This window comes from Ruegeria marisflavi (assembly GCF_025673445.1).
GTDB classification, from domain to species: Bacteria; Pseudomonadota; Alphaproteobacteria; order Rhodobacterales; family Rhodobacteraceae; genus Ruegeria_B; species Ruegeria_B marisflavi.
Genome location: NZ_JAOVQN010000015.1, coordinates 13,020 through 32,904, shown reverse-complemented (window position 1 = coordinate 32,904; position 19,885 = coordinate 13,020). Strand labels below are relative to the sequence as shown.

General features: G+C 62.8%; 22 protein-coding genes. 16 read left to right on the top strand and 6 right to left on the bottom strand.

Annotated features, from left to right (window positions below):
* Positions 1–200: 200 nt before the first annotated feature.
* From OEZ49_RS14715 to OEZ49_RS14700, 4 genes are all read left to right on the top strand, one after another.
* Positions 201–1,166, top strand: a complete 966-nt coding sequence (locus OEZ49_RS14715) for an NAD(P)-dependent oxidoreductase (protein WP_263389025.1) — start codon at positions 201–203, stop codon at positions 1,164–1,166.
* A gap of 135 nt (positions 1,167–1,301) precedes the next feature.
* Entirely contained in the window at positions 1,302–1,874 is a 573-nt protein-coding gene (gene betI / locus OEZ49_RS14710; RefSeq protein WP_263389024.1) for a choline-binding transcriptional repressor BetI, read from the top strand.
* On the top strand, positions 1,871–3,379 hold the full coding sequence (gene betC / locus OEZ49_RS14705) for a choline-sulfatase (RefSeq protein WP_263389023.1): 1,509 nt from the start codon (positions 1,871–1,873) through the stop codon (positions 3,377–3,379). The genes betI (OEZ49_RS14710) and betC overlap by 4 nt, the downstream gene beginning before the upstream one ends.
* 157 nt (positions 3,380–3,536) lie before the next feature.
* Positions 3,537–3,896, top strand: a complete 360-nt coding sequence (locus OEZ49_RS14700; RefSeq protein ID WP_263389022.1) for a nuclear transport factor 2 family protein — start codon at positions 3,537–3,539, stop codon at positions 3,894–3,896.
* A gap of 21 nt (positions 3,897–3,917) precedes the next feature.
* Here the strand turns inward: OEZ49_RS14700 and OEZ49_RS14695 are convergent, their stop codons facing one another.
* A complete protein-coding gene (locus OEZ49_RS14695) occupies positions 3,918–4,724 on the bottom strand; it encodes an isocitrate lyase/PEP mutase family protein (protein ID WP_263389021.1) in 807 nt (268 codons plus the stop codon).
* A 251-nt stretch (positions 4,725–4,975) separates the two neighbouring features.
* On the opposite strand from OEZ49_RS14695, the gene OEZ49_RS14690 reads away from it, so the two are divergent.
* Positions 4,976–5,749, top strand: coding sequence for a methyltransferase domain-containing protein (locus OEZ49_RS14690; protein WP_263389020.1), 774 nt, complete (start codon positions 4,976–4,978; stop codon positions 5,747–5,749).
* 19 nt (positions 5,750–5,768) lie between these two features.
* Here the strand turns inward: OEZ49_RS14690 and betI (OEZ49_RS14685) are convergent, their stop codons facing one another.
* Positions 5,769–6,368, bottom strand: a complete 600-nt coding sequence (betI, locus tag OEZ49_RS14685) for a choline-binding transcriptional repressor BetI (RefSeq protein ID WP_263389019.1) — start codon at positions 6,366–6,368, stop codon at positions 5,769–5,771.
* 174 nt (positions 6,369–6,542) lie between these two features.
* On the opposite strand from betI (OEZ49_RS14685), the gene OEZ49_RS14680 reads away from it, so the two are divergent.
* From OEZ49_RS14680 to OEZ49_RS14670, 3 genes are all read left to right on the top strand, one after another.
* Positions 6,543–7,739, top strand: a complete 1,197-nt coding sequence (locus tag OEZ49_RS14680) for a BCCT family transporter (RefSeq protein ID WP_263389106.1) — start codon at positions 6,543–6,545, stop codon at positions 7,737–7,739.
* 75 nt (positions 7,740–7,814) lie between these two features.
* A complete protein-coding gene (gene betA / locus OEZ49_RS14675; RefSeq protein ID WP_263389018.1) occupies positions 7,815–9,473 on the top strand; it encodes a choline dehydrogenase in 1,659 nt (552 codons plus the stop codon).
* Between the two features lie 121 nt (positions 9,474–9,594).
* On the top strand, positions 9,595–9,834 hold the full coding sequence (locus tag OEZ49_RS14670; RefSeq protein WP_164131923.1) for a YdcH family protein: 240 nt from the start codon (positions 9,595–9,597) through the stop codon (positions 9,832–9,834).
* 72 nt (positions 9,835–9,906) lie between these two features.
* Here OEZ49_RS14670 and OEZ49_RS14665 read toward each other — a convergent pair whose 3' ends face one another.
* Together OEZ49_RS14665 and OEZ49_RS14660 are read right to left on the bottom strand one after the other, a co-directional pair.
* Complete coding sequence (locus OEZ49_RS14665) at positions 9,907–11,304, bottom strand: helix-turn-helix domain-containing protein (RefSeq protein ID WP_263389017.1); 1,398 nt, start codon at positions 11,302–11,304, stop codon at positions 9,907–9,909.
* Between the two features lie 66 nt (positions 11,305–11,370).
* Positions 11,371–11,658, bottom strand: a complete 288-nt coding sequence (locus OEZ49_RS14660; protein WP_263389016.1) for a YciI family protein — start codon at positions 11,656–11,658, stop codon at positions 11,371–11,373.
* Between the two features lie 96 nt (positions 11,659–11,754).
* On the opposite strand from OEZ49_RS14660, the gene OEZ49_RS14655 reads away from it, so the two are divergent.
* The gene (locus OEZ49_RS14655; RefSeq protein ID WP_263389015.1) at positions 11,755–12,657 is read left to right on the top strand and encodes a LysR family transcriptional regulator; all 903 of its coding nucleotides are present in this window, start codon (positions 11,755–11,757) and stop codon (positions 12,655–12,657) included.
* On the opposite strand, the gene OEZ49_RS14650 is transcribed toward OEZ49_RS14655, so the two are convergent.
* On the bottom strand, positions 12,601–13,806 hold the full coding sequence (locus OEZ49_RS14650; protein WP_263389014.1) for a multidrug effflux MFS transporter: 1,206 nt from the start codon (positions 13,804–13,806) through the stop codon (positions 12,601–12,603). The genes OEZ49_RS14655 and OEZ49_RS14650 overlap by 57 nt on opposite strands.
* A 183-nt stretch (positions 13,807–13,989) precedes the next feature.
* On the opposite strand from OEZ49_RS14650, the gene OEZ49_RS14645 reads away from it, so the two are divergent.
* From OEZ49_RS14645 to OEZ49_RS14620, 6 genes are all read left to right on the top strand, one after another.
* Positions 13,990–15,522: an acyl-CoA carboxylase subunit beta gene (locus OEZ49_RS14645; RefSeq protein ID WP_263389013.1), complete on the top strand. Its 1,533-nt coding sequence runs from the start codon at positions 13,990–13,992 to the stop codon at positions 15,520–15,522.
* A 127-nt stretch (positions 15,523–15,649) separates the two neighbouring features.
* Positions 15,650–16,138, top strand: a complete 489-nt coding sequence (locus OEZ49_RS14640) for a GFA family protein (RefSeq protein ID WP_263389012.1) — start codon at positions 15,650–15,652, stop codon at positions 16,136–16,138.
* Positions 16,135–16,533: a cupin domain-containing protein gene (locus OEZ49_RS14635; RefSeq protein ID WP_263389011.1), complete on the top strand. Its 399-nt coding sequence runs from the start codon at positions 16,135–16,137 to the stop codon at positions 16,531–16,533. Before OEZ49_RS14640 ends, OEZ49_RS14635 begins: the two co-directional genes overlap by 4 nt.
* A complete protein-coding gene (locus OEZ49_RS14630) occupies positions 16,530–17,012 on the top strand; it encodes a DUF6497 family protein (protein WP_263389010.1) in 483 nt (160 codons plus the stop codon). Before OEZ49_RS14635 ends, OEZ49_RS14630 begins: the two co-directional genes overlap by 4 nt.
* Before the next feature lie 214 nt (positions 17,013–17,226).
* Positions 17,227–17,364 carry a hypothetical protein gene (locus OEZ49_RS14625; RefSeq protein WP_263389009.1) on the top strand — a complete coding sequence of 46 codons (138 nt, stop codon included), beginning with the start codon at positions 17,227–17,229 and terminating at the stop codon, positions 17,362–17,364.
* A 69-nt stretch (positions 17,365–17,433) separates the two neighbouring features.
* Complete coding sequence (locus OEZ49_RS14620) at positions 17,434–17,787, top strand: hypothetical protein (protein WP_263389008.1); 354 nt, start codon at positions 17,434–17,436, stop codon at positions 17,785–17,787.
* Between the two features lie 83 nt (positions 17,788–17,870).
* Here the strand turns inward: OEZ49_RS14620 and OEZ49_RS14615 are convergent, their stop codons facing one another.
* Positions 17,871–19,010: a porin gene (locus tag OEZ49_RS14615; protein ID WP_263389007.1), complete on the bottom strand. Its 1,140-nt coding sequence runs from the start codon at positions 19,008–19,010 to the stop codon at positions 17,871–17,873.
* 659 nt (positions 19,011–19,669) lie between these two features.
* Here OEZ49_RS14615 and OEZ49_RS14610 point away from each other — a divergent pair.
* Entirely contained in the window at positions 19,670–19,873 is a 204-nt protein-coding gene (locus tag OEZ49_RS14610; RefSeq protein ID WP_263389006.1) for a hypothetical protein, read from the top strand.
* Positions 19,874–19,885: the final 12 nt, after the last annotated feature.

Here is a 19,885-nt window from a genome sequence, read left to right as displayed (position 1 = left end):
TTCGCGCGCCGCCCAGAAAATTTCAAATTTTCTGGACCAAAATTCTGTTCAGAATTTTGTCAGTTTCCGAGGTCAGGTCAATTATCACAAAAATATTTTTGGTATTTTTCCCGTTATTATTCGTTTCTGTTGGTGCCTCTCTCAGCAGATACTGCGCCCGAAACAAATCATCCGGGGTGTTTCCCCGCTGGGAGGACAATATGAAAGTAGGGTTCATCGGACTGGGCAATGTGGGTGGCAAGCTCTCGGGCTCGCTCCTGCGCAATGGCGTCGATCTGACGGTGCATGATCTAAATTCCGATCTCGTCGAGGGGTTCGTGTCCCGTGGCGCCCAGGCCGCCCAAGGTCCGGCGCAGATGATGCGCGATTGCGACGTGGTGATCACCTGCCTGCCGTCGCCCGCCGCCAGTGCTGCGGTGATGCAAGAGATGCTGCCCGAGGTGAAGGACGGCAAGATCTGGCTCGAGATGTCGACCACCGACGAGGCCGAGGTGAAGCGTCTCGGTGCGCAGGTGATCGAACGGGGCGGCGCCGCCGTCGACTGCCCGGTTTCGGGGGGGTGCCACCGGGCCGATACCGGCAATATCTCGATCTTTGCGGGCTGCGACCGCGCCACCTTTGAACGCATCCTGCCCTTCCTCACCATCATGGGCCGCCGCATCCTGCACACCGGCCCGCTTGGCTCTGCCTCGGTGCTCAAGGTGATGACCAATTACCTCGCGACCGCCAACCTGCTGACCTGCTGCGAGGCGCTTGTGACGATGAAGGCCGCAGGAATGGACATGAACACCACCTATGAGGCGATCAAGATCAGTTCCGGCACCTCCTTCGTGCATGAAACCGAAAGCCAGGTGATCCTGAACGGCAGCCGCGACATCAACTTCACCATGGATCTGGTGAAAAAGGATATCGGCCTGTTCCAGACCATCGCCGACCGCGCTGGCGTGCCGCTGGAAATCTCACCGCTGATGATCGAGATCTTCAACGACGGCATCCGCCGCTATGGCGAGCGGGCGCAGTCCGACGATATCATCCGCCGCCTCGAAGAGGCGACCGGCCTGTCGATCCTGGCCCCCGGCTTCCCGGCCGAGATGGTCGATGACGAACCGGAGGAACCCGGTTACGAGGTCGTGCCGCAAGGAGCCGAATTGCGCGCTGCCGAATGACGGCGGCACCCGGACAAGGCCGCGCCGCCCGCATGTTGATCGGGCGGCGCGACCGATGGCACGTCATTGATTGACGGATCAATATAAAAAACCTAGCCTTTCCCCAGACGTCGGTCGCGGGGCAAGGGAGGGTGCATGCCGAAAACTGGAATGGAGCCGATCCGGCGCGACGCCATCGTCAAGGCGACGATCGCCGAGCTAGGCGTCCAGAAAAGCCTCGACGTGACAGTCAGTCAGATCGCCAAGCGGGCGGGGATATCCAGCGCGCTGGCGCATCACTATTTCGGCGGCAAGGACCAGATCTTTCTGGCCGCCATGCGCCATATCCTGACAGAGTTTGGCGATGAGGCCCGCAGCGAACTGCAAAACAGCCCGACCGAACGGCGGCCGCATGCCATTGTGCGCGCCTGTTTCGCGCATTCCTGCTTTACCCCGGATGTGATTGCCGCCTGGATGACCTTTTATGTGCTGGCCCAGACCAACACGGACGCTCTGCGGCTGTGGCGGATCTATCAGGCGCGGCTCTATTCGAACCTTGTCCATGCCTTGCGGCCGGTCGTTTGCAACCCGCTGGAGGTCGCCCGCGACATGCGCGCCTTGATCGACGGGCTCTATATTCATGCTGCTCTGGATGCGCCCGACGCGCCCGAGATCGCTTGTGACCACGCCTTGCGCGTGCTCGACACCCTGTTAGAGGCCGGTAAATGACCCAACCCAATATCCTGATCCTGATGGTGGATCAGCTGAACGGCACGCTCTTTCCCGACGGTCCCGCCGACTGGCTGCACGCACCCAACCTCAAACGGCTGGCGGCACGCTCGACCCGGTTTGCCAATGCCTATACCGCCAGCCCGCTTTGCGCGCCGGGGCGGGCCAGCTTCATGTCGGGGCAGTTGCCCTCGCGCACCGGGGTCTATGACAACGCCGCCGAGTTCCGCAGCGATATTCCGACCTATGCCCATCACCTGCGCCGCGCGGGCTATTACACCTGCCTGTCGGGCAAGATGCATTTTGTCGGCCCAGACCAGCTGCACGGGTTCGAGGAGCGGCTGACCACCGATATTTACCCGGCCGATTTCGGCTGGACCCCGGATTACCGCAAACCGGGCGAGCGCATCGACTGGTGGTATCACAACATGGGCTCGGTCACCGGCGCGGGCGTGGCCGAGATCACCAACCAGATGGAGTACGATGACGAGGTCGCCTATCACGCCAAGGCCAAACTTTACGATCTGGCGCGCGGCAAGGATGGCCGCCCCTGGTGCGTCACCGTCTCGTTCACCCATCCGCATGACCCCTATGTGGCGCGGCGCAGATATTGGGACCTCTACGAGGAGTGCGAGCACCTGCTGCCAGAGGTGGGCGATCTGGGCTACGACAATCACGACCCGCACGCCAAACGCATTTTCGACGCCAATGACTGGCGCAATTTCGACATCACCGAGGACGACATCCGCAAGTCGCGCCGGGCCTATTTTGCCAATATCTCCTATCTCGACGACAAGCTGGGAGAGATCCTCGAGGTGCTGGAATCCACCCGGCAAGAGGCGATCATCCTCTTTGTCTCGGATCACGGCGACATGCTGGGCGAGCGTGGGCTGTGGTTCAAGATGAACTTCTACGAAGGCTCCGCCAGGGTGCCATTGATGGTGGCCGCGCCGGGCATGGCCCCGGGCCGCATCGACACGCCGGTTTCGACCATCGACGTGACCCCGACGCTGGGCGAACTGGCCGGTGTCGACATGGCCGAAATCGCGCCCTGGACCGATGGCACCAGCCTGGTACCGCTGGCCAACGGAACCGAGCGCACCGCGCCGGTACTGATGGAATACGCCGCCGAGGCCTCTTACGCGCCGCTGGTTTCGATGCGGTACGGCAAGTGGAAGTACAACCGCTGCGCGCTCGACCCCGACCAGCTCTTCGATCTGGATGCTGACCCGCATGAGATGACCAACCTTGCCGATCACCCCAACCATCAGGGCACGGTACAGAGCCTGCGCGCCAAGTCGCAAGCCCGTTGGGATCTCGACCGGTTCGATGCCGAGGTGCGCGCCAGCCAGGCCCGCCGCTGGGTCGTTTATGAGGCGCTGCGTCAAGGCGGCTACTACCCCTGGGATTACCAGCCGCTGCAAAAGGCCTCGGAACGCTACATGCGCAACCACATGAACCTGGATAACTTGGAGGAAAACCAGCGCTTTCCCAGAGGAGAGTAGCCTTAACCCTCAACAATATCGGGCCACGGCCAAAGTGGCTGTGGCTCCGATCTTTGCATGCCCTGCCAAGTGACCTTCGTTGGGCAAGGCAGTGCTCTTCGGGCATGCATTTCCGGTCCTGATCGGCTAGACTTCTGCCGCCAATAGGGTGGGGATCATGACCACATCAGAACACATCGCGGCGTTGACCGCTCTTGTCGAAACCTACGTGATGGCGATGACCCGGGGCGACCGGCCCACGCTGGAGCGGATCTTCTTCGACCGGGCCAGCGAGGTGGGCCATTACGAAGGGGAGCTGCTCTGGAACTCCCGCGACGCGTTCATCGCCATGTGCGAGGACGCGGCCGATGCGGAAACTGATCCGTTCTGGGCGATCAGTTCTGTTTCGGTGCAGGGGGACATCGCGATGGTCCATGTCGAAAACGACTGGGCCGGGATGCGATTTGACGACTATCTCGCGCTGCTGCACCACGAAGGGAGCTGGCGCATCGTGTCAAAGGTCTATCGGATCCGCTGAATGCGGGCTTGGCGCCGGACCTCACCCGTTCAGCAAAGCCTCGACCTCGGCCACATTGGCCGCGCCTTTCAGCGGGGTGAAATCGCCGCGCTCCAGCATTGCGCGGGTACCGTCCAGTATGACCTGTTGCGTCACCCGGGCTAACCCGCCACCGATGGAAATTCGGGCAACCCCCAGCGCGCCGATCTGCGCGGCCGTCAGATCCCGCATTTCCCCCGCCGCCAGCAGGTTGACCGGCGTCCCGGTGTCGACCAGTGCGCGGGTGGTGTCCGCATCGACAAGCGGGGCATAGATCACGTCCGCACCCGCCTGGGCAAATGCCAGGCACCGGCGCAAGGCCTCGGCCTGATCATAGTTTCGCATCAGCCAGCCATCGGCGCGGGCGGTCAGCACGATCCCCGCCTGGCGAGCCGCCGCAACAGCCGCCTCGATCCGGGCCAGGGCCAGGTCGAACGGATAGGAACCCTTGGTTGGAACCGCGCTATCCTCGATCGACACCCCCGCCAGGCCCGCCTCCGCCGCCAGCCGCACCGTCTCGGCCACGGTGTCGGGGCTGTCGCCGAACCCGTTCTCGAAATCGCCATTCACGGGCACATCGACAGCGGCGCAGATCTCGGCCGCGTGCAGCAAAGCGACCTCGCGCGCGATTTGCCCGCCATCCGCCAGACCCAGGGTAAACCCATGCCCGGACGAGGTCGTCGCCAGCGCCTGCGCCCCCAAACCGGCCATCACCTTGGCCGACCCTATATCCCACGGGTTCGGCATCACCACTGGATTGCCGGGAACATGCAGGACCCGGAAACGTTCAATCAGTTTGTCGCGGCGCATGACACGGCCCCTTCCATGATCTCTCCGTTCAACCCGGAGCTTGGCCGAGCATAGCCAGAGTCGGCAGTGAAAGGAAAAGCAATCGTCCGCAAAGGGTCGTGATTGTCCCTGACGCAACAGTTGGTCTTCCCTTCCGTTTCCGTCTCCGTCTCCGATCCGTCAGCCCAAGCACGGGCAAACCTGTTCGGAATTCGGCAGATGTGATAGTGTTCGCGGGGTCATCCCTGACCAGCCATTTGCGGGAGATTGCCATGCCCCAGGGCTTCTACGACGCGGAAATGAGCCGCAAACAAGAGGCTCTCGCGGCCACGCCGGACATGCAGGCACAGCGCCGGGTCATACTGGACCACCTGGCACTCAAGCCCGGAGAGGCGGTGCTCGACATCGGCTCGGGCAATGGGATCATGGCACGGGACATGCTCGGCATCGTTGGGCGCTCGGGATCGGTGACCGGTCTCGATGCGGCCGAGCCGATGATCGCGATGGCCCGCGCGCTGTGCCCCGGTGGCAAATTCGTTCGCGGCGATGCCTGTGAATTGCCGTTCGATGACTGCAGCTTTGATGCGGTCACCGCGGCGCAACTTCTCTGTTTCTTGCCCGATCCCGACGCCGCGTTACGAGAAATGCGCCGGGTGCTGCGCCCGGATGGGCGCCTTGTCATTCTGGATACCGACTGGGGCTCGCTTGTCTGGAACGCCCGGGATCCTGACCTGATGGCAAAGGCGATGCGTATCTATATCCGGCCCTATGCAGACGCCTACCTCCCCCGAACGCTGTCGAGGCGACTGCGCGCGGCCGGGTTCGCCGTCACGGTGCGCGAAACCCTGACTGTGCTGAACTGGACGCCCGGACCGGACAATTATGCCCAGCTCACGGCGAGTTTCATGGAATCGATCACGGCGGCGGCAGCCGATTTCTCGGACGAGGACTGGCGATGCTGGCAGGAGGATCAGAAAGCCGTGGCAGAGGCCGGAGACTACATGTTCTCGCTCAATCGCTATATCTTCGACGCGCGGCCGGTCTGACGCCCAACCATAGTGCGGGTCAGGACCCCAAAGACTGACGGCTCTGGTCCAGCAACAGTTCCGCAAGCGCCCGGGCATCGGCCCGCGCTGCGGCTGCATCCGGCACCGTTTCCCCCTGCGCCGCTTCGATCCAGACCCCGTCCATATAGGCCTGTATCGTCGTCTGCACCCGGTCCAGAACCCGCTCCGGCACCAGTTGCCGCAGTTCCCCGCGAATGTTGCTTGCCACCCGCGCCCGGTTGATCCGGTGCAGTCGGGACAGCGCGGGCGCATAGGGCGCATTGGCCCAGAACTGGATCCAGACGGAACATTGCGCGGGCGTGAACAGCGTATCGTCGAAATTCGCCTCGATCATCGCGATCAACCTGTCGCGCGGCGTCCCGGCCTCGGCCAACCGTGCCAGGGTCGCGACCTTCAGCACCGACAGCAGGCGGCGCATGGTCTCTTCCATCAGCCGGTCCTTGGACCCGAAATAGTAATTGATCGACGCCGCCGACGCCCCGGCCTCGCGCGCGATCTCGGCCATGGTCACGCCGGCGAATCCCTTGCCATGGATCGATCGGATCGCGGCCACGACCAATTCGTCATTACGGATATCGCGAATGCGTTTTCGTCCCATGGCGCCATATTGGCCAAACTGAGAGGGCAGGCAAGATTAAAGGGTTACGCAAAAAATTGAATGACCATACAAGAATTTGTTTTGCTGAACAGATAATAGTGGTATCTGCCATGTTCATTCGGCCAACCCCGGAGGAGGGAGGTCGGAAACAACTCCCAGGGAGGGGCAATGATACTGAACGGAATTCTGAGCTTCGGCTTGATCCTGACCTTTGGTCTGGTGGCCTTCTGTACCGTCAAATGGCGCAATGTGACCTGCATTGGCCCGACGCCGGTGCCCCTGTTCACCTTTATCGCGATCCTGTTCACCTCCGGCCTCGATGTCGGACTGATCATGTTTCCGCTGACCGAATTCGGCGGTTATGCCGAGGATCCGGCCTATGCCTTTGCCAACCCGCTGGCGATCGAGTTCGGTTTCTGGGGCTTTCTGATCTGGGCCTTCTACTTCCTGACCGCCTTCTATTTCTGCGTCATCGAACCCCGCGTCGGGTTCTTCGAGATCCCTCTGGTCAAGCTGATCAACAACGTGGTGATTATCGGCACCTGCGCCTTTACCGCCAGCCTGTTCCTGATCTACCTGCCCGGCTATATCCCCGAGATCGGCGATGGGCAGACGGTAGTTACCACCTTCTATCTGATCGTCTTCGTCACCATCCTGGCGGCGGCTTACAGCTCGACCGACCTGAAATATGTCCGCGTGCTGTCGGTGGGCTCGACCCTTCTGTTCATCGCGCTGATCCTGGGCATGTGGGTCTATTCCGGCATGGGGGCCAGCGCCCTGGGGGCCAATGTCGCGCTTCTGGGTGACTACTTCACCAACCTGGACAAGTTTGCCCTGCCGCTGACCGACTATCACGCCTTCTACCTGTTCTGGTGGTTCGCCTGGTCGATCATGATCGGCCAGTTCACCTCGCGCTTTGTCGGCGGGCTGAAGACCTGGCAATTGCTGATCGCGCTTCTGGTGTTCCCCTCGATCCCGCTCGGGATCTGGTTCGCGGTGCTGTACTACTATCACACCGCCGCCATTCCCACCGCCGGGTTGTTGAACCTGGCCATGATCATTGTCGGCGTCACATTCGTGATCAACTCGCTCGACTCGCTGATCCGGCTGTACACCGACAACCTGTCGCTGACGGTCGCGCGGCTGGGCAAGACCCCCTATGTGGCGCTGAACGTCGCCGTCCTGTTCACGCTGACCCTGCTGTTCCAGAGCCAGTGGCTCCAGATCCAGTGGATCGGCTCGATCGTGATCGGCCTCTATCTGGCCTGCATCGCCTATATCGCGCTGCGCCACAGGGGCGCGGTCATGGCGATCAGGACATCTCCCGAAGACAACACGCTCGATTTCCACAAGGTCGAAAGCGTGCACTGACACAACCGGACCCGGCCCTCGCGCGCCGGGTTCCTTTCGTGCCACCGGCGCAGACACAAACAGAGAGTAAGACGGATGGAAGCGGATTTTGTCATCGTGGGGGCCGGCAGCGCGGGCTGCGCCATGGCCTACAGGCTCAGCGGGGCGGGGGCCTCGGTGCTGGTAATCGAACATGGCGGTACCGATGCAGGGCCGTTCATCCAGATGCCGGCGGCGCTCAGCTATCCGATGAACATGTCGCGCTATGACTGGGGTTACCTGTCCGAGCCCGAACCGCATCTGAACAACCGCCGACTGGTCTGCCCGCGCGGCAAGGTGATCGGCGGGTCGTCCTCGATCAACGGCATGGTCTATGTGCGCGGCCATGCGATGGATTTCGACACCTGGTCCGAGATGGGCGCCGATGGCTGGGCCTATGCCGACGTGCTGCCCTATTTCAAACGGATGGAGACCTGGCACGATGGCGGCCATGGCGGCGATGCCGCCTGGCGCGGCACCGACGGGCCGCTGCATGTCACCCGAGGCCCGCGCTCGAACCCGCTGTTCAAGGCCTTTGTCGATGCGGGACGGCAGGCAGGTTACGAGGTCACCGGCGACTATAACGGCGAGAAACAAGAGGGTTTCGGCCCGATGGAACAGACCGTCTGGAAAGGGCGGCGCTGGTCTGCGGCCAATGCCTATCTGAAACCGGCGCTCAAGCGCGAGAACTGCGACGTGGTGCGCGGCCTGGCCGCCCGCGTGGTGATGGAAGAGGGCCGTGCCACCGGGGTCGAGATCATCCGGGGCGGCAAGGCCGAGGTGATCCGCGCCCGGCGCGAGGTGATCATCGCCGCCTCCTCGATCAACTCGCCGAAACTGCTGATGCTGTCGGGCATCGGCCCTGCGGCGCACCTGGCCGAACATGGCATCGCGGTCGTGGCCGACCGCCCCGGCGTGGGCGCCAATCTGCAGGACCATCTGGAGCTATACATCCAGCAGGCCGCAATCCAGCCGGTGACGCTTTACAAATACTGGAACCTCTTCGGCAAGGCGGCCATCGGCGCGCAATGGCTCTTTACCAAGACCGGCCTCGGCGCCTCGAACCAGTTCGAAAGTGCGGCCTTCATCCGCTCGCAGCCCGGCGTGCCCTATCCGGATATCCAGTATCACTTCCTGCCCATCGCGGTGCGCTATGACGGTCAGGCCGCGGCCGAGGGCCACGGCTTCCAGGCCCATGTGGGGCCGATGCGCTCGCCCTCGCGCGGGGCGGTCACGCTGCGTTCGGACCGGCCCGAGGATGCGCCGGTGATCCGCTTCAACTACATGAGCCATGAAAAGGACTGGGCCGATTTCCGCACCTGTATCCGGCTCACGCGCGAGATCTTCGGGCAGGAGGCGTTCAAACCCTATGCCGGAAAAGAGATCCAGCCGGGTGCTGCGGTGCAGAGCGACGAGGAACTCAATGCCTTTATCGCCGAACATGCCGAAAGCGCCTATCACCCCTGCGGCACCTGCCGCATGGGCCGGGCGGATGACCCGAACGCCGTGGTCGACGGGCAGGGCCGGGTGATCGGGGTCGAGGGGCTGCGGGTGGCCGACAGCTCGATCTTTCCGCAGATCACCAATGGCAACCTCAACGCGCCTTCGATCATGGTGGGCGAGAAGATGTCGGACCATATCCTGGGCCGCGACCCGCTGCCGCGCGCCAATGACATCCCCTGGATCAACCCGCGGTGGAAGGCCTCGCAACGGTAAGGTTGGGGCAGAGATTTTTCGTCGAAAAATCTCGCCTGTCGCACCCGATTTGATCCCTGTCAATGTCGGCCTTGTGGCGGGCGTCTAGCCTCTGGGCTGACATTGAAAAAGGAGCGAACGGATGTCCCATACCCCGCATGAACTGGCCGAGGAATTTCCCGAAAAAATCGACCTGATGAGCCAGCTCAAGCAGACGGATGCGCATTTTTCCCGGCTGGCGGATGAGTACCACGATGTGAACCGGGCAGTGCACCGGGCCGAGACCAACGTGGAGCCGATGGAGGAACTGGCCGAGGTCGAGCTGCGCAAGAAACGCGCGGCCCTGAAGGATGAGATCTGGGGCATCCTGTCCAAGGCCTGACCCAAAGGGGCGGGGGCGCTGCCCCCGTCGCCTGTCGGCGACTCCCCCGGAGTATTTTCAGCGAAATGAAGATCAGTTGACCTCGTAGGGCAGGGTGCCGCGCCGGTCGGTGTTGATCGTCAGGCGCCGCTCCAGCGGCGGAACCGAGCGCTGGTGGCAGGTCTTGCGCTCGCAGATGCGGCAGGAAATGCCGATCGGCTCGAAGGCAGAGGCATTGCTGACATCGAGATTGTCGGCATAGACCAGCTGGTCGGCATGGCGCACCTCGCAGCCCAGACCGATCGCATAACGCCGCACCGGAGCCCCGAACGACCCGCCTGTTTTCGACACGTCACGGGCCAGAGAAATATAGCGCACGCCATCGGGCGTTTCCGCCAGTTGCCGCAGGAAATGGCCGGGGGTCTCGAACGCGCGGTGCACGTTCCAGAGCGGGCAGGCGCCGCCGAAGCGGGCGAATTGCAGCCGCGTGGCCGAGTGGCGCTTGGTGATGGTGCCAGCCTGATCGACCCGGACGAAGAAAAACGGGATGCCCTTGGCGCCCGGTCGCTGCATCGTCGACAGGCGATGCGCCACCTGCTCGATCGAGGCGCCAAAACGCGTGCTCAGCAGTTCCAGATCGTGGCGCGTCTTTTGCGCTGCATCCAGGAACGCGCCATAGGGCATCAGCGCCGCCCCTGCGAAATAGTTGGCAAGCCCGATCTTGGCGATGGCGCGGGCCTCTTCGCTGTGGAACCGGGCAAAATCGAGCGTGGCCTCCAGCAGGGAATTCTGGCTCAGCAGCGCCACCTGCAACAGCAATTGGAACACCTGAGTCTGAGGCGCCGACCGAGAGGACAGATGCAGTTTACGCTCGGCGGCGTCGTACTGGCGCAAGGCTTCGATATCGGCGATTTCGACCGTCACGCCGCGTTCGGTCAGCGCGGCCAGCGCCGCGCCGCGCACACCCTCGGCCTGGGCCCGGGCCGCGAACCGCTCTGCCGCGTGATCGACCGCGTCGATATAGTTGTCGCAATAGTGGAAGAAATCGCGCACCTCTTCCCAGGGGCTGGCCTGGATGCGGGCATCCTCGCGCCCCAGCGCCTCGTCCAGCGAAGCCAGCCGCTCGTGTGTCTGCCGGTATGTGCGGTGCAACTCGATAAAGGCGCGCGCCAGCGCCGGTGCGTTCGACGCGGTCAGGCGCAGATCGGCCAGCGGCGGCATCGCATCGGCGAAAATGGGATCGGCCAGCGCCTCACGCATGTCGCTGACCAGCCGTTCGCTGTCGCCGGTGCTCAGTTCGGTCACGTCCAGACCAAATTCCTGCGCCAGCGCCAGCACCACCGAGGTCGAGACCGGGCGGTTATTGTTCTCCATCTGGTTCAGATAGGGCAGCGACACGCCCAGCTTGGCGGCGAAATCCTTTTGCGTCAGCGACAGGCGGTTGCGGATCTCGCGCAGCTTGGCGCCAGCATAGAGTTTCTGGGTGGCCATCGGGTGCCGACTCTTTGCAAATTAACCTTGTCGAGAGGTTACGTTTGCAAAGCGCGCGCCGCAAGCTCAGACCGGCTGTCCGTCGCGAAAGACCTGGCGCCATTCCAGGATGCTGACGCTCTGGCGCAGGCCCGTGGGCCAGAACGGGTCTTTCTCGACAAGGGTCTGGACATCGGCGCGGGTCGCGGCCTCGACCAGCCACATGCCGCCACGCCCCTGGGTTCCGTCGAGCAACGGTCCGGCGCCAAGAATGGCCGCGCCATGCCGCGCCAGAAACACAAGGTGTTCGGTCATATGCCTTTGGCGCAGATGTTCCTTGCCGGGATTATCCTGAAACGTGACACGGTAGAGCATGATCTGTCCTTTCGGTGCTAAGGCGGACAGGATGGCATGCTGCAAATCTGCTGTTCAGGGTGGAAAAACGCAGCCAGGAGATGCAAGATTGCCGCGATGAACTGGGATGACATGCGGTTTCTGCTGGCGGTTGCGCAGGCGGGCAGCCTCAAGGCGGCAGCTCGTTCCCTTGGTGTGGACAAGACTACGGTGTCGCGGCGCCTGCGGGCGCTCGAAGCGGCGTTGGGACGCCAGGTGGTCGAGGTGCGCGGGCAGGGGCTGAACCTCACCGATTTCGGGCGCCGACTGCACCGCCATGCCGAGGTCATGCGGGACGAGATGCAGGCGGTGGATGCTCTGGCCGGGGCTGACACCGGCGGTGCCCTTGGAACGGTGCGCCTGACGGCGGTGCCCATGGTGATCAACCAAATCCTTGTGCCTGCACTCGACGACCTGCGCGCGACGGCGCCGGGACTGCGGCTGGAGCTGATTGCCGAGGCACGCGACCTCAGCCTCTTGCGCGGCGAGGCCGATATCGCCCTGCGTCTGGCGCGCCCAACAGAGGGCGGGCAAAGTGTGCTGGCGCGCAAGCTGGGCGATCTTGACTATGCTGCCTATGCTGTGCACGGCGCTGCAGGGGAAATGCCCTGGATCGGTTATGAGACGCGCATGTCCTACCTGCCTCAAGCGGCAGCTATCGCGCGGTCAGCCGCGGCCGAGGGAGCGACTGATATCTCGGTCAACGATGCCGAGACACTCTACCGGCTTGTGTGCGCCGGCCACGGCAAGACGCTGCTGCCCCGCATCGTCGGCGCTGCCGAGCCGCGTCTGGTCGAACTGCCGTACAGGCATGGCGCGCTGCCCAAGCGTGAACTTTGGCTGATGCTGCGTCGCGAATTGCGGGAACTGGAACGGGTCCGCCTCGTTGCGCAGTGGATCGAGCGGACCCTTGCTGTGCGGACCTCACAGGCCCAGCCGACGCGCCCGCCAGATCACCGCGACAATGGCGCCGATCCCTAGCAGGGCGGTTGCAAACATCAGCCACAAAAGCGGCATCGCCCCGGTTTCCGGCGTCAGCAATGTGCCCGCCAGCGCGCTCAGCGCCGCGCCCAGGCCCAGCATGATCGACCCGTTCAACCCCGAGGCGCTGCCCGCCAGATGCGGGCGCACTGACAGGGCCCCGGCGGTGGCATTGGGAATCGACATGCCGTTGCCGACGCCCACCAGTGTCATAAAGCCAAAGAACGTGTATTCGTTGCCGCCCCCCGCGAGCATGATCACCAGCGACAGGAAGATCCCCAGCGCGTTCATCAAGCTGCCCCCAAGGATCATCCGGTTGACCCCCACCCGGGTAGAAAACGCACCACTCAGGAAGTTTCCGGCAAAATACCCGATCGCGGGCGCGCCGAAAAACAGGCCCATGCGCCCCGGCTCCATCCCGAACACCTCGGTGCTGACAAAGGGCGCGCCGCCCAGATAGGCAAAAAATGCTCCCGAGGAAAACCCGCAGGCCAGCGAATAGCCCCAGAACCGGGGCGAGGTCAGCAGCGCGGGATACTCCCGAAACTGCTGTCCCAGCGTCTTGCCGCTTTTCAGCGCGGTTTCCCCGAAATCGAAGTAGGTTAGCGCCAGCGCCAGGCCACCCAGAGCAAACAGCAGCCAGAAATTCGCCTGCCAGCCAAAGATCTGGTCCAGCTGGCCGCCCACGGCCGGGCCGATCATCGGCACCACCGCCATGCCCATGGTCACCCAGCCAAGCATCGACGCCGCCTGATCCTGTTCGTACATGTCGCGTACGGCGGCGCGGCTCAGCACGATTCCGACCGCGATCACCGCCTGACACATGCGAAAGAACAGAAAGATCTCGGCCGTCGGCGCCACGATGCAGCCCAGCGTCGCCGCCATGAACAGGCCCAGCCCCCACAGGATCACCGGCCGCCGCCCGGCCTTGTCCGCCATCGGGCCGATCACGATCTGCATCGCCGCGTTCACCGCCAGGTAAAGCGCGACAGAGAGTTGCATCAGCCGATAGTCGGTTTCGAAATACTCGGTCATGTTCGGTAGGCTGGGCAGAAAGATATTCATCCCCAGCGCCGACAGGCCCGACAGCAGGATCAGCGTCACCAGCTTGGGCGGAGTCCGTTGAGAAGGGGCCGAAGTGAACTGCATGGTTTACATCTATGGCTGCCTCGTAGGGGAGTCCATGTCGGCCGATAGAGTTAAGGTGTTAATTAACAATTTTGCATTTAGCAAAACATGTCTTGCCAATAGTTTGCAAATTTGCCGAATAACGCTTTGGACAGACGCCCGGACACTCTATTGTCCGTACAAATTTCACAAGGGACAATCGCCATGAAAGACATCCTTTCCGAGCTGGAAACCCGCCGCGACGCCGCGCGGCTGGGGGGCGGGCAAAAGCGGATCGAAGCCCAGCACGCCCGTGGCAAACTGACGGCGCGCGAACGGATCGAACTCTTGCTGGACGAGGACAGTTTCGAAGAATTCGACATGTTCGTCAGCCACCGCTGCACCGATTTCGGGATGGAAAAACAAAAGCCTGCGGGCGATGGTGTGGTCACCGGCTGGGGCACGATCAACGGCCGCATGGTCTATGTCTTCTCCCAGGATTTCACCGTCTTCGGCGGCTCGCTCAGCGAAACCCATGCGCAGAAGATCTGCAAGATCATGGATATGGCGGTGCAGAACGGCGCGCCGGTGATCGGGCTGAACGACTCGGGCGGGGCGCGAATCCAGGAGGGCGTCGCCAGCCTCGCGGGCTATGCCGAGGTGTTCCAGCGCAACATCATGGCGAGCGGTGTGGTGCCGCAGATCAGCGTGATCATGGGCCCCTGCGCCGGCGGCGCGGTCTACAGCCCGGCGATGACCGACTTCATCTTCATGGTCAAGGACACGTCTTACATGTTCGTGACCGGCCCCGACGTGGTGAAAACAGTCACCAACGAGGTGGTCACCGCCGAAGAACTGGGCGGCGCATCGACACACACCCGCAAATCCAGCGTGGCTGACGGCGCCTTTGAAAACGATGTCGAGGCGCTGGCCGAGGTCCGCCGCCTGGTCGACCTCCTGCCGCTCAACAACCGCGAAAAACCGCCCGTCCGCCCCTTCTTCGACGAACCGGGCCGGATCGAGGCCAGCCTCGACACGCTGGTGCCGGAAAATGCCAACTCGCCCTATGACATGAAGGAACTGATCCTCAAGATCGCGGACGAGAGCGATTTCTACGAGATCCAGGCTGATTACGCCAAGAACATCATCACCGGTTTCATCCGGCTCGAAGGCCAGACCGTGGGTGTCGTGGCCAACCAGCCGATGGTTCTGGCCGGCTGTCTCGACATCGACAGCAGCCGCAAAGCCGCGCGCTTCGTGCGCTTCTGCGACTGTTTCGAAATCCCTATCCTGACCCTGGTCGACGTTCCGGGCTTCCTGCCAGGCACCAGCCAGGAATACGGTGGCGTCATCAAGCACGGCGCCAAGCTGCTGTTTGCCTATGGAGAGGCCACCGTGCCAAAGGTCACCGTGATCACCCGCAAGGCCTATGGCGGTGCTTACGACGTGATGGCGTCCAAGCATCTGCGCGGCGATTTCAACTATGCCTGGCCCACCGCCGAGATCGCGGTGATGGGTGCCAAAGGCGCGACCGAGATCATCCACCGCGCCGACCTGGGCGATGCCGAAAAGATCGCGGCCCATACCAAGGACTATGAAAACCGCTTCGCCAACCCCTTCGTGGCCGCCGAAAAGGGCTTCATCGACGAGGTGATCCAGCCGCGCAGCACCCGCAAACGCGTCAGCCGCGCCTTTGCCTCGCTGCGCAATAAGAAGCTCGAGAATCCGTGGAAGAAGCACGACAACATCCCGCTGTGATCCTGGAGGGTGGGCAGTTTGCCCACCCCAACCCGAAAGGTGGGCAAACTGCCCACCCTACGGAACCCGCGCCTGAATGACTTGCCGAAGACGCCTGACGTGCTTTCGCTCTGGGAGGAGGTTGAACATGGACAAGACCCACGCCGGTGGATGCCTGTGCGGCGCGCTTCGCTACGAAGTGAGCACGCCGCCGCTGCGCCTGACGTGGTGTACCTGCCGTTTCTGCCAGAAGATGACGGGGACACCGATGAACGCGCTGGCCGGCTTCACCCGCAGCGCACTTCGCCTCGTGCAGGGGACGCCCGCCATCTATACCCATGTCTCCGAAGGCAGCGGCAAGGCGATCCACCTGAACTCCTGCCCGACCTGTTCCACCACCGTGTTTCTGGAGCTGGAGCGGTTCCCCGATTTCCTGGGCGTAATGACCGGCACGCTCGACAATCCCGACTGGTTCGACCGGACGCCCGACAACGCCAAGTACATCTTCACCGAATGCGCGCAAAAGGGGACGCTGGTGCAGGCCGGTTTCCCGGTCTACGCCCAGCACGCAACCGATCTCGAAGGCAACCCGCAAACCCCGGCGGTGTATGACCATCATCATCTGGTGCACCCATGACTCAACTTTGGAAAAATCAGGCCTTCACCGTCTCCCATGCCGACAATTCCGCCTTCGTCGGGCAGGGGCTGCGCGCCTTCTTCGAATACCGCGACCTGGGCATCAACGACGCCACCAAGGGCAAGTTCGGCGCCCATGTGATCCGCGCGGTGCCGGGCATGGAAAGCCCCGGCGCCTGGCACAGCCACGAGCTCGACTTCCAGATGGTTTATGTCACCAAGGGCTGGGTTGTCTTCGAATACGAAGGCCAGGGCGAGCATATCCTGCGGGCCGGGTCCTGCGTCTTGCAACCGCCGGGCATCAAGCACCGCGAGGTCCGGCATTCCGACGATATGGAACTGATCGAGATCATCTCTCCGGCTCAATTTGACACAAAGGACGAATCAGCCCCATGATCCGCGCCAGCCGACATGGAACAGCGCACGCCACGCGCGTCGCGCAAGCAACCCCGGCCGGAGGAGCCCGCTTTGCGTGGGGTCGGGGTTGCATCTATGTCCTGGCATCTCTCGCCATTCTTGCCCTGCCGGTCCGTGCCCAGGCGCTCTTGCCGGTGCCCTCGGGCCAGCCGGTCGAACTGGTCGATGTCCTGCTCGACAACAACCCGGGCGAGCTCTGGGTGCGGTTCCGCTTCCTGGCCCCCAGGATCGGCGATCTTGCAGGGCAGATCGGCTATGACGTGGCCGCCATCGACATGGCCCATCTGTGCCAGATCCTGGCCGTTCCCTATGTCGAAACCCGGGGCATCACACCGGCGCGGGTGGTGATCTCGATGTCGGACCGCCCGATCGAGTTCGGCACATCGCAACCCGGCGCCACACAGTATTTTGAGGCCTATCGCCTCCAGGACTCTCGCTGTATCTGGGAGGAGTTTTGACGATGCCACAACATGTTGCGGGTCAATCTTCACACCAGCGGAGTTTTGCGACTTTGGAGTCACAGGCCATGAACTTACCCTATTCCGGATGTATTTCCGGCCCGAATTCAACTATCCTCTGGCACGGTTGCCAAGGCGCAACCAACCCCAAAAGGGTGAGGCAGTCAGGAGCAACGACTCCTGTAGGTTTCAGTAATGTCAGTAGGAGAAACAGATGTCGAAATGCATCAAGTTCGTGGCAATGGTCGCCTTTGTCGGTGCCGTGGCTGCGTGTGACAACTCGCCGAAAGAAGAAATCGTCATCATCGAGCCCATCTCGACCGAGCCGACCTTCACAGGCAAATACAAGTAAGCTTTCTGCGGAGTCGGCTTACGGGCCGGTTCCGCACCCCGTGGTCCGCTCTATCCGGGAGGGCGCGCCATGTTGAAACATCGCGGTTTTCCCAGCCGCATGCCCGGCTCTGATCACCAGTTCACGATTCGCCGCGCCAACCCCAAGGGTGTGACGCCGCTCATCCGGCGTGAACGCTACCGCGACCGCAAAGCGGTGGACAGGCGCGCGGACGAGCTGTTTATGCAGGCCTTGTGGGAGCAGTTCGGCGACCAACCGTTCGAGCGCGGTAACCTCGACGCGGGCAGGCTCAGCTGGCTGTTCGGCCGCGAAGTTCTGGCCGCCGAAGAGCCGTTCGATCCGGAAAGCTACGAGGCGCTTCTGGTCATCGACGTTGCCGCGGCGCGTTTGTCGTTCCCCGAGGCGTTCAGGGACGGCTATTGATGATCCTGTTCGGCGATCATATGGCTCGCCCCGGTGCGTCCGGGCACGCCCTGTCCGAGGGGGAACAGAGCGCGCCGCCGCACTCAGAAGTTCAGCTGTACCGCAAGCTGAACCCGGTCGCCTTCAAAGCTGGCGCCCGTCGAGGTGGTCCGTTCGCCGAAGATGTATTCCGCCCCCAGCGTCAGATTGTCGGTGGGTTTGTAGAAGGCGTTGAGGTGGATGGTCTCAAGCTCGGTGAAATCGAGCGTGCCGGTGGATGTGGGCAGGTCGTATTCCTCGCTGCCATAGGCAATGCCAAAGTTCCACTTCTCGCCGACATCTTGCCGGAATTCCAGTGTGTAGCCGTCGACATCGTTGGCAACACCGCCAACTGCCGCCGCGCCGCGGCCGATCAGCAGCGGACCCAGCGCCTCGCCGGTGGCAAAGGTCGCCTGGAACAGGCCGCCGTGCCAGGGGCGCAGCGCGCCCGACACGGTCAGGCCGGTCTGGTCGACATCCGTCCCGCCCGAGATGACAGTGCCCACCAGACCTGCGATGCGGGCCGAGAAAAGGTCGTCATTGTATTCCAGCGCGGCAGTAACGACCGGATCGTTGGATGGGGCACTGTTTTCCTCGATCGAGGTGCTGAATACGGCTTTACCGAAGGCGTGAGTGTAGCGCACCTGCGGCACCCGGGCAAAGGATATGCCGACCGGTCCGTTGAACTCGACAGTGGTCGGGTATTGACCGATGGGCATGAAGTTGGTCCAGCTCTGACCAATCAGCCAGTGATCGCCGATGCGGATATTGGCATGGCGCAGGCGCAGCTCCGACCGGCCGCCCGAGGCGAAGAGATCGAACTCCAGCTGCCCGCCCAGGGTGCCGATGTCGGTTTCCGTCCTGGTGCGGATGCCCAGGCGCGACTGGCGCACGGTGGCGCCAAAGGTGCCGTCGGTAGCATTCGCCGGTTCGCCGATATTGTTCACAAAGGCGGTGTCACCCTGAACAAAGTCAAAGTCGTAAAAGAAATCGGCCTTGGCATAACCATAGATGTCGATCGCAGTGCGCCCGATATGCAGATCGCCGCTTGCGGCGGCGGCGCGTCCGGCCTCCAGCGCCTCGACCCGGGCGCGCAGCGCGTCCAGCTCGGCCTGTGTGCCGGTCTCCCCGGCCATCGCGGTGCCTGCGGCCCCCAGCGCGGTCATCAGCGCCAGCGCCGAAATCGGGTGATGTCTCCTTACCATTTGCTCCCATCTCCTTCTGTGTATGGCCGAACCTTGGGTTTCACGCGGTTCCGGTCCGAGCAAATGACAAGCAGGCGACTGAGCGTGATCGAAACTTCTCTCGTACGTGTGCCCGCGCGAGTTGGGTTTTTGGCGGGCGCTCCCATGCGGGGGCTATCTGATAGTTTCAGCCTGGAAAATATGACCACGAACCTGTGTGCGCTTTGTGTGAACCTGGTCGCCCGCATGGCGGCCCGGCTCGCGCGTAACACTGATGTGAAGACCATCCCGCAGGCGCGGGCGGTGGTACGGCTCGGCATGTTCCTGCCTGAGCCGCCGCGAGCCCGGCAGAATCCAGCTCAATTCCGGAGCTGCACACAACCGGGCTTGGCCACGCGTCGCGTTTGCGCCAGCGTGCGGGGTGTGGCCGGCTCCGAACTGCCTGCGTCGGTTGCAAGCCTACTATTCCGTACCCCTTCACTAAGCGGGCGGTTCGAATCCCCAAGTATCGAACCGCCCGCCTTTTTCCCTGTTGCGCTTCGAGGCGGATCGGCGGAAATCCCCCAGCGTAAGCAACAAGTTGCGCAACTTCGGCCGGTGCGCTGGATTGGCTTGCGCGCACCTGCTCTGCGGGTAGAGGATCGGCCCGAAAAATCGGACCAAACCGAAGGATGGGCAGGATGCACAAATCAAAACTCATTGCTGGCCTGGCGCTGTGCGCCGGTCTTGCCGCTTGTGGCGAAACTCAAACCGAACAGGCGCTTTATGGCGGTAGTGCGGGGTTGCTCACCTCGCTTGTCGTCGATGGCAACCCCGTCGTCGGCGCCGCTGCGGGCGCCGCAGGCAACCTTCTCTATTGCAAGGTGCAAAACACCTGCAACTGATGCCGTAATCAT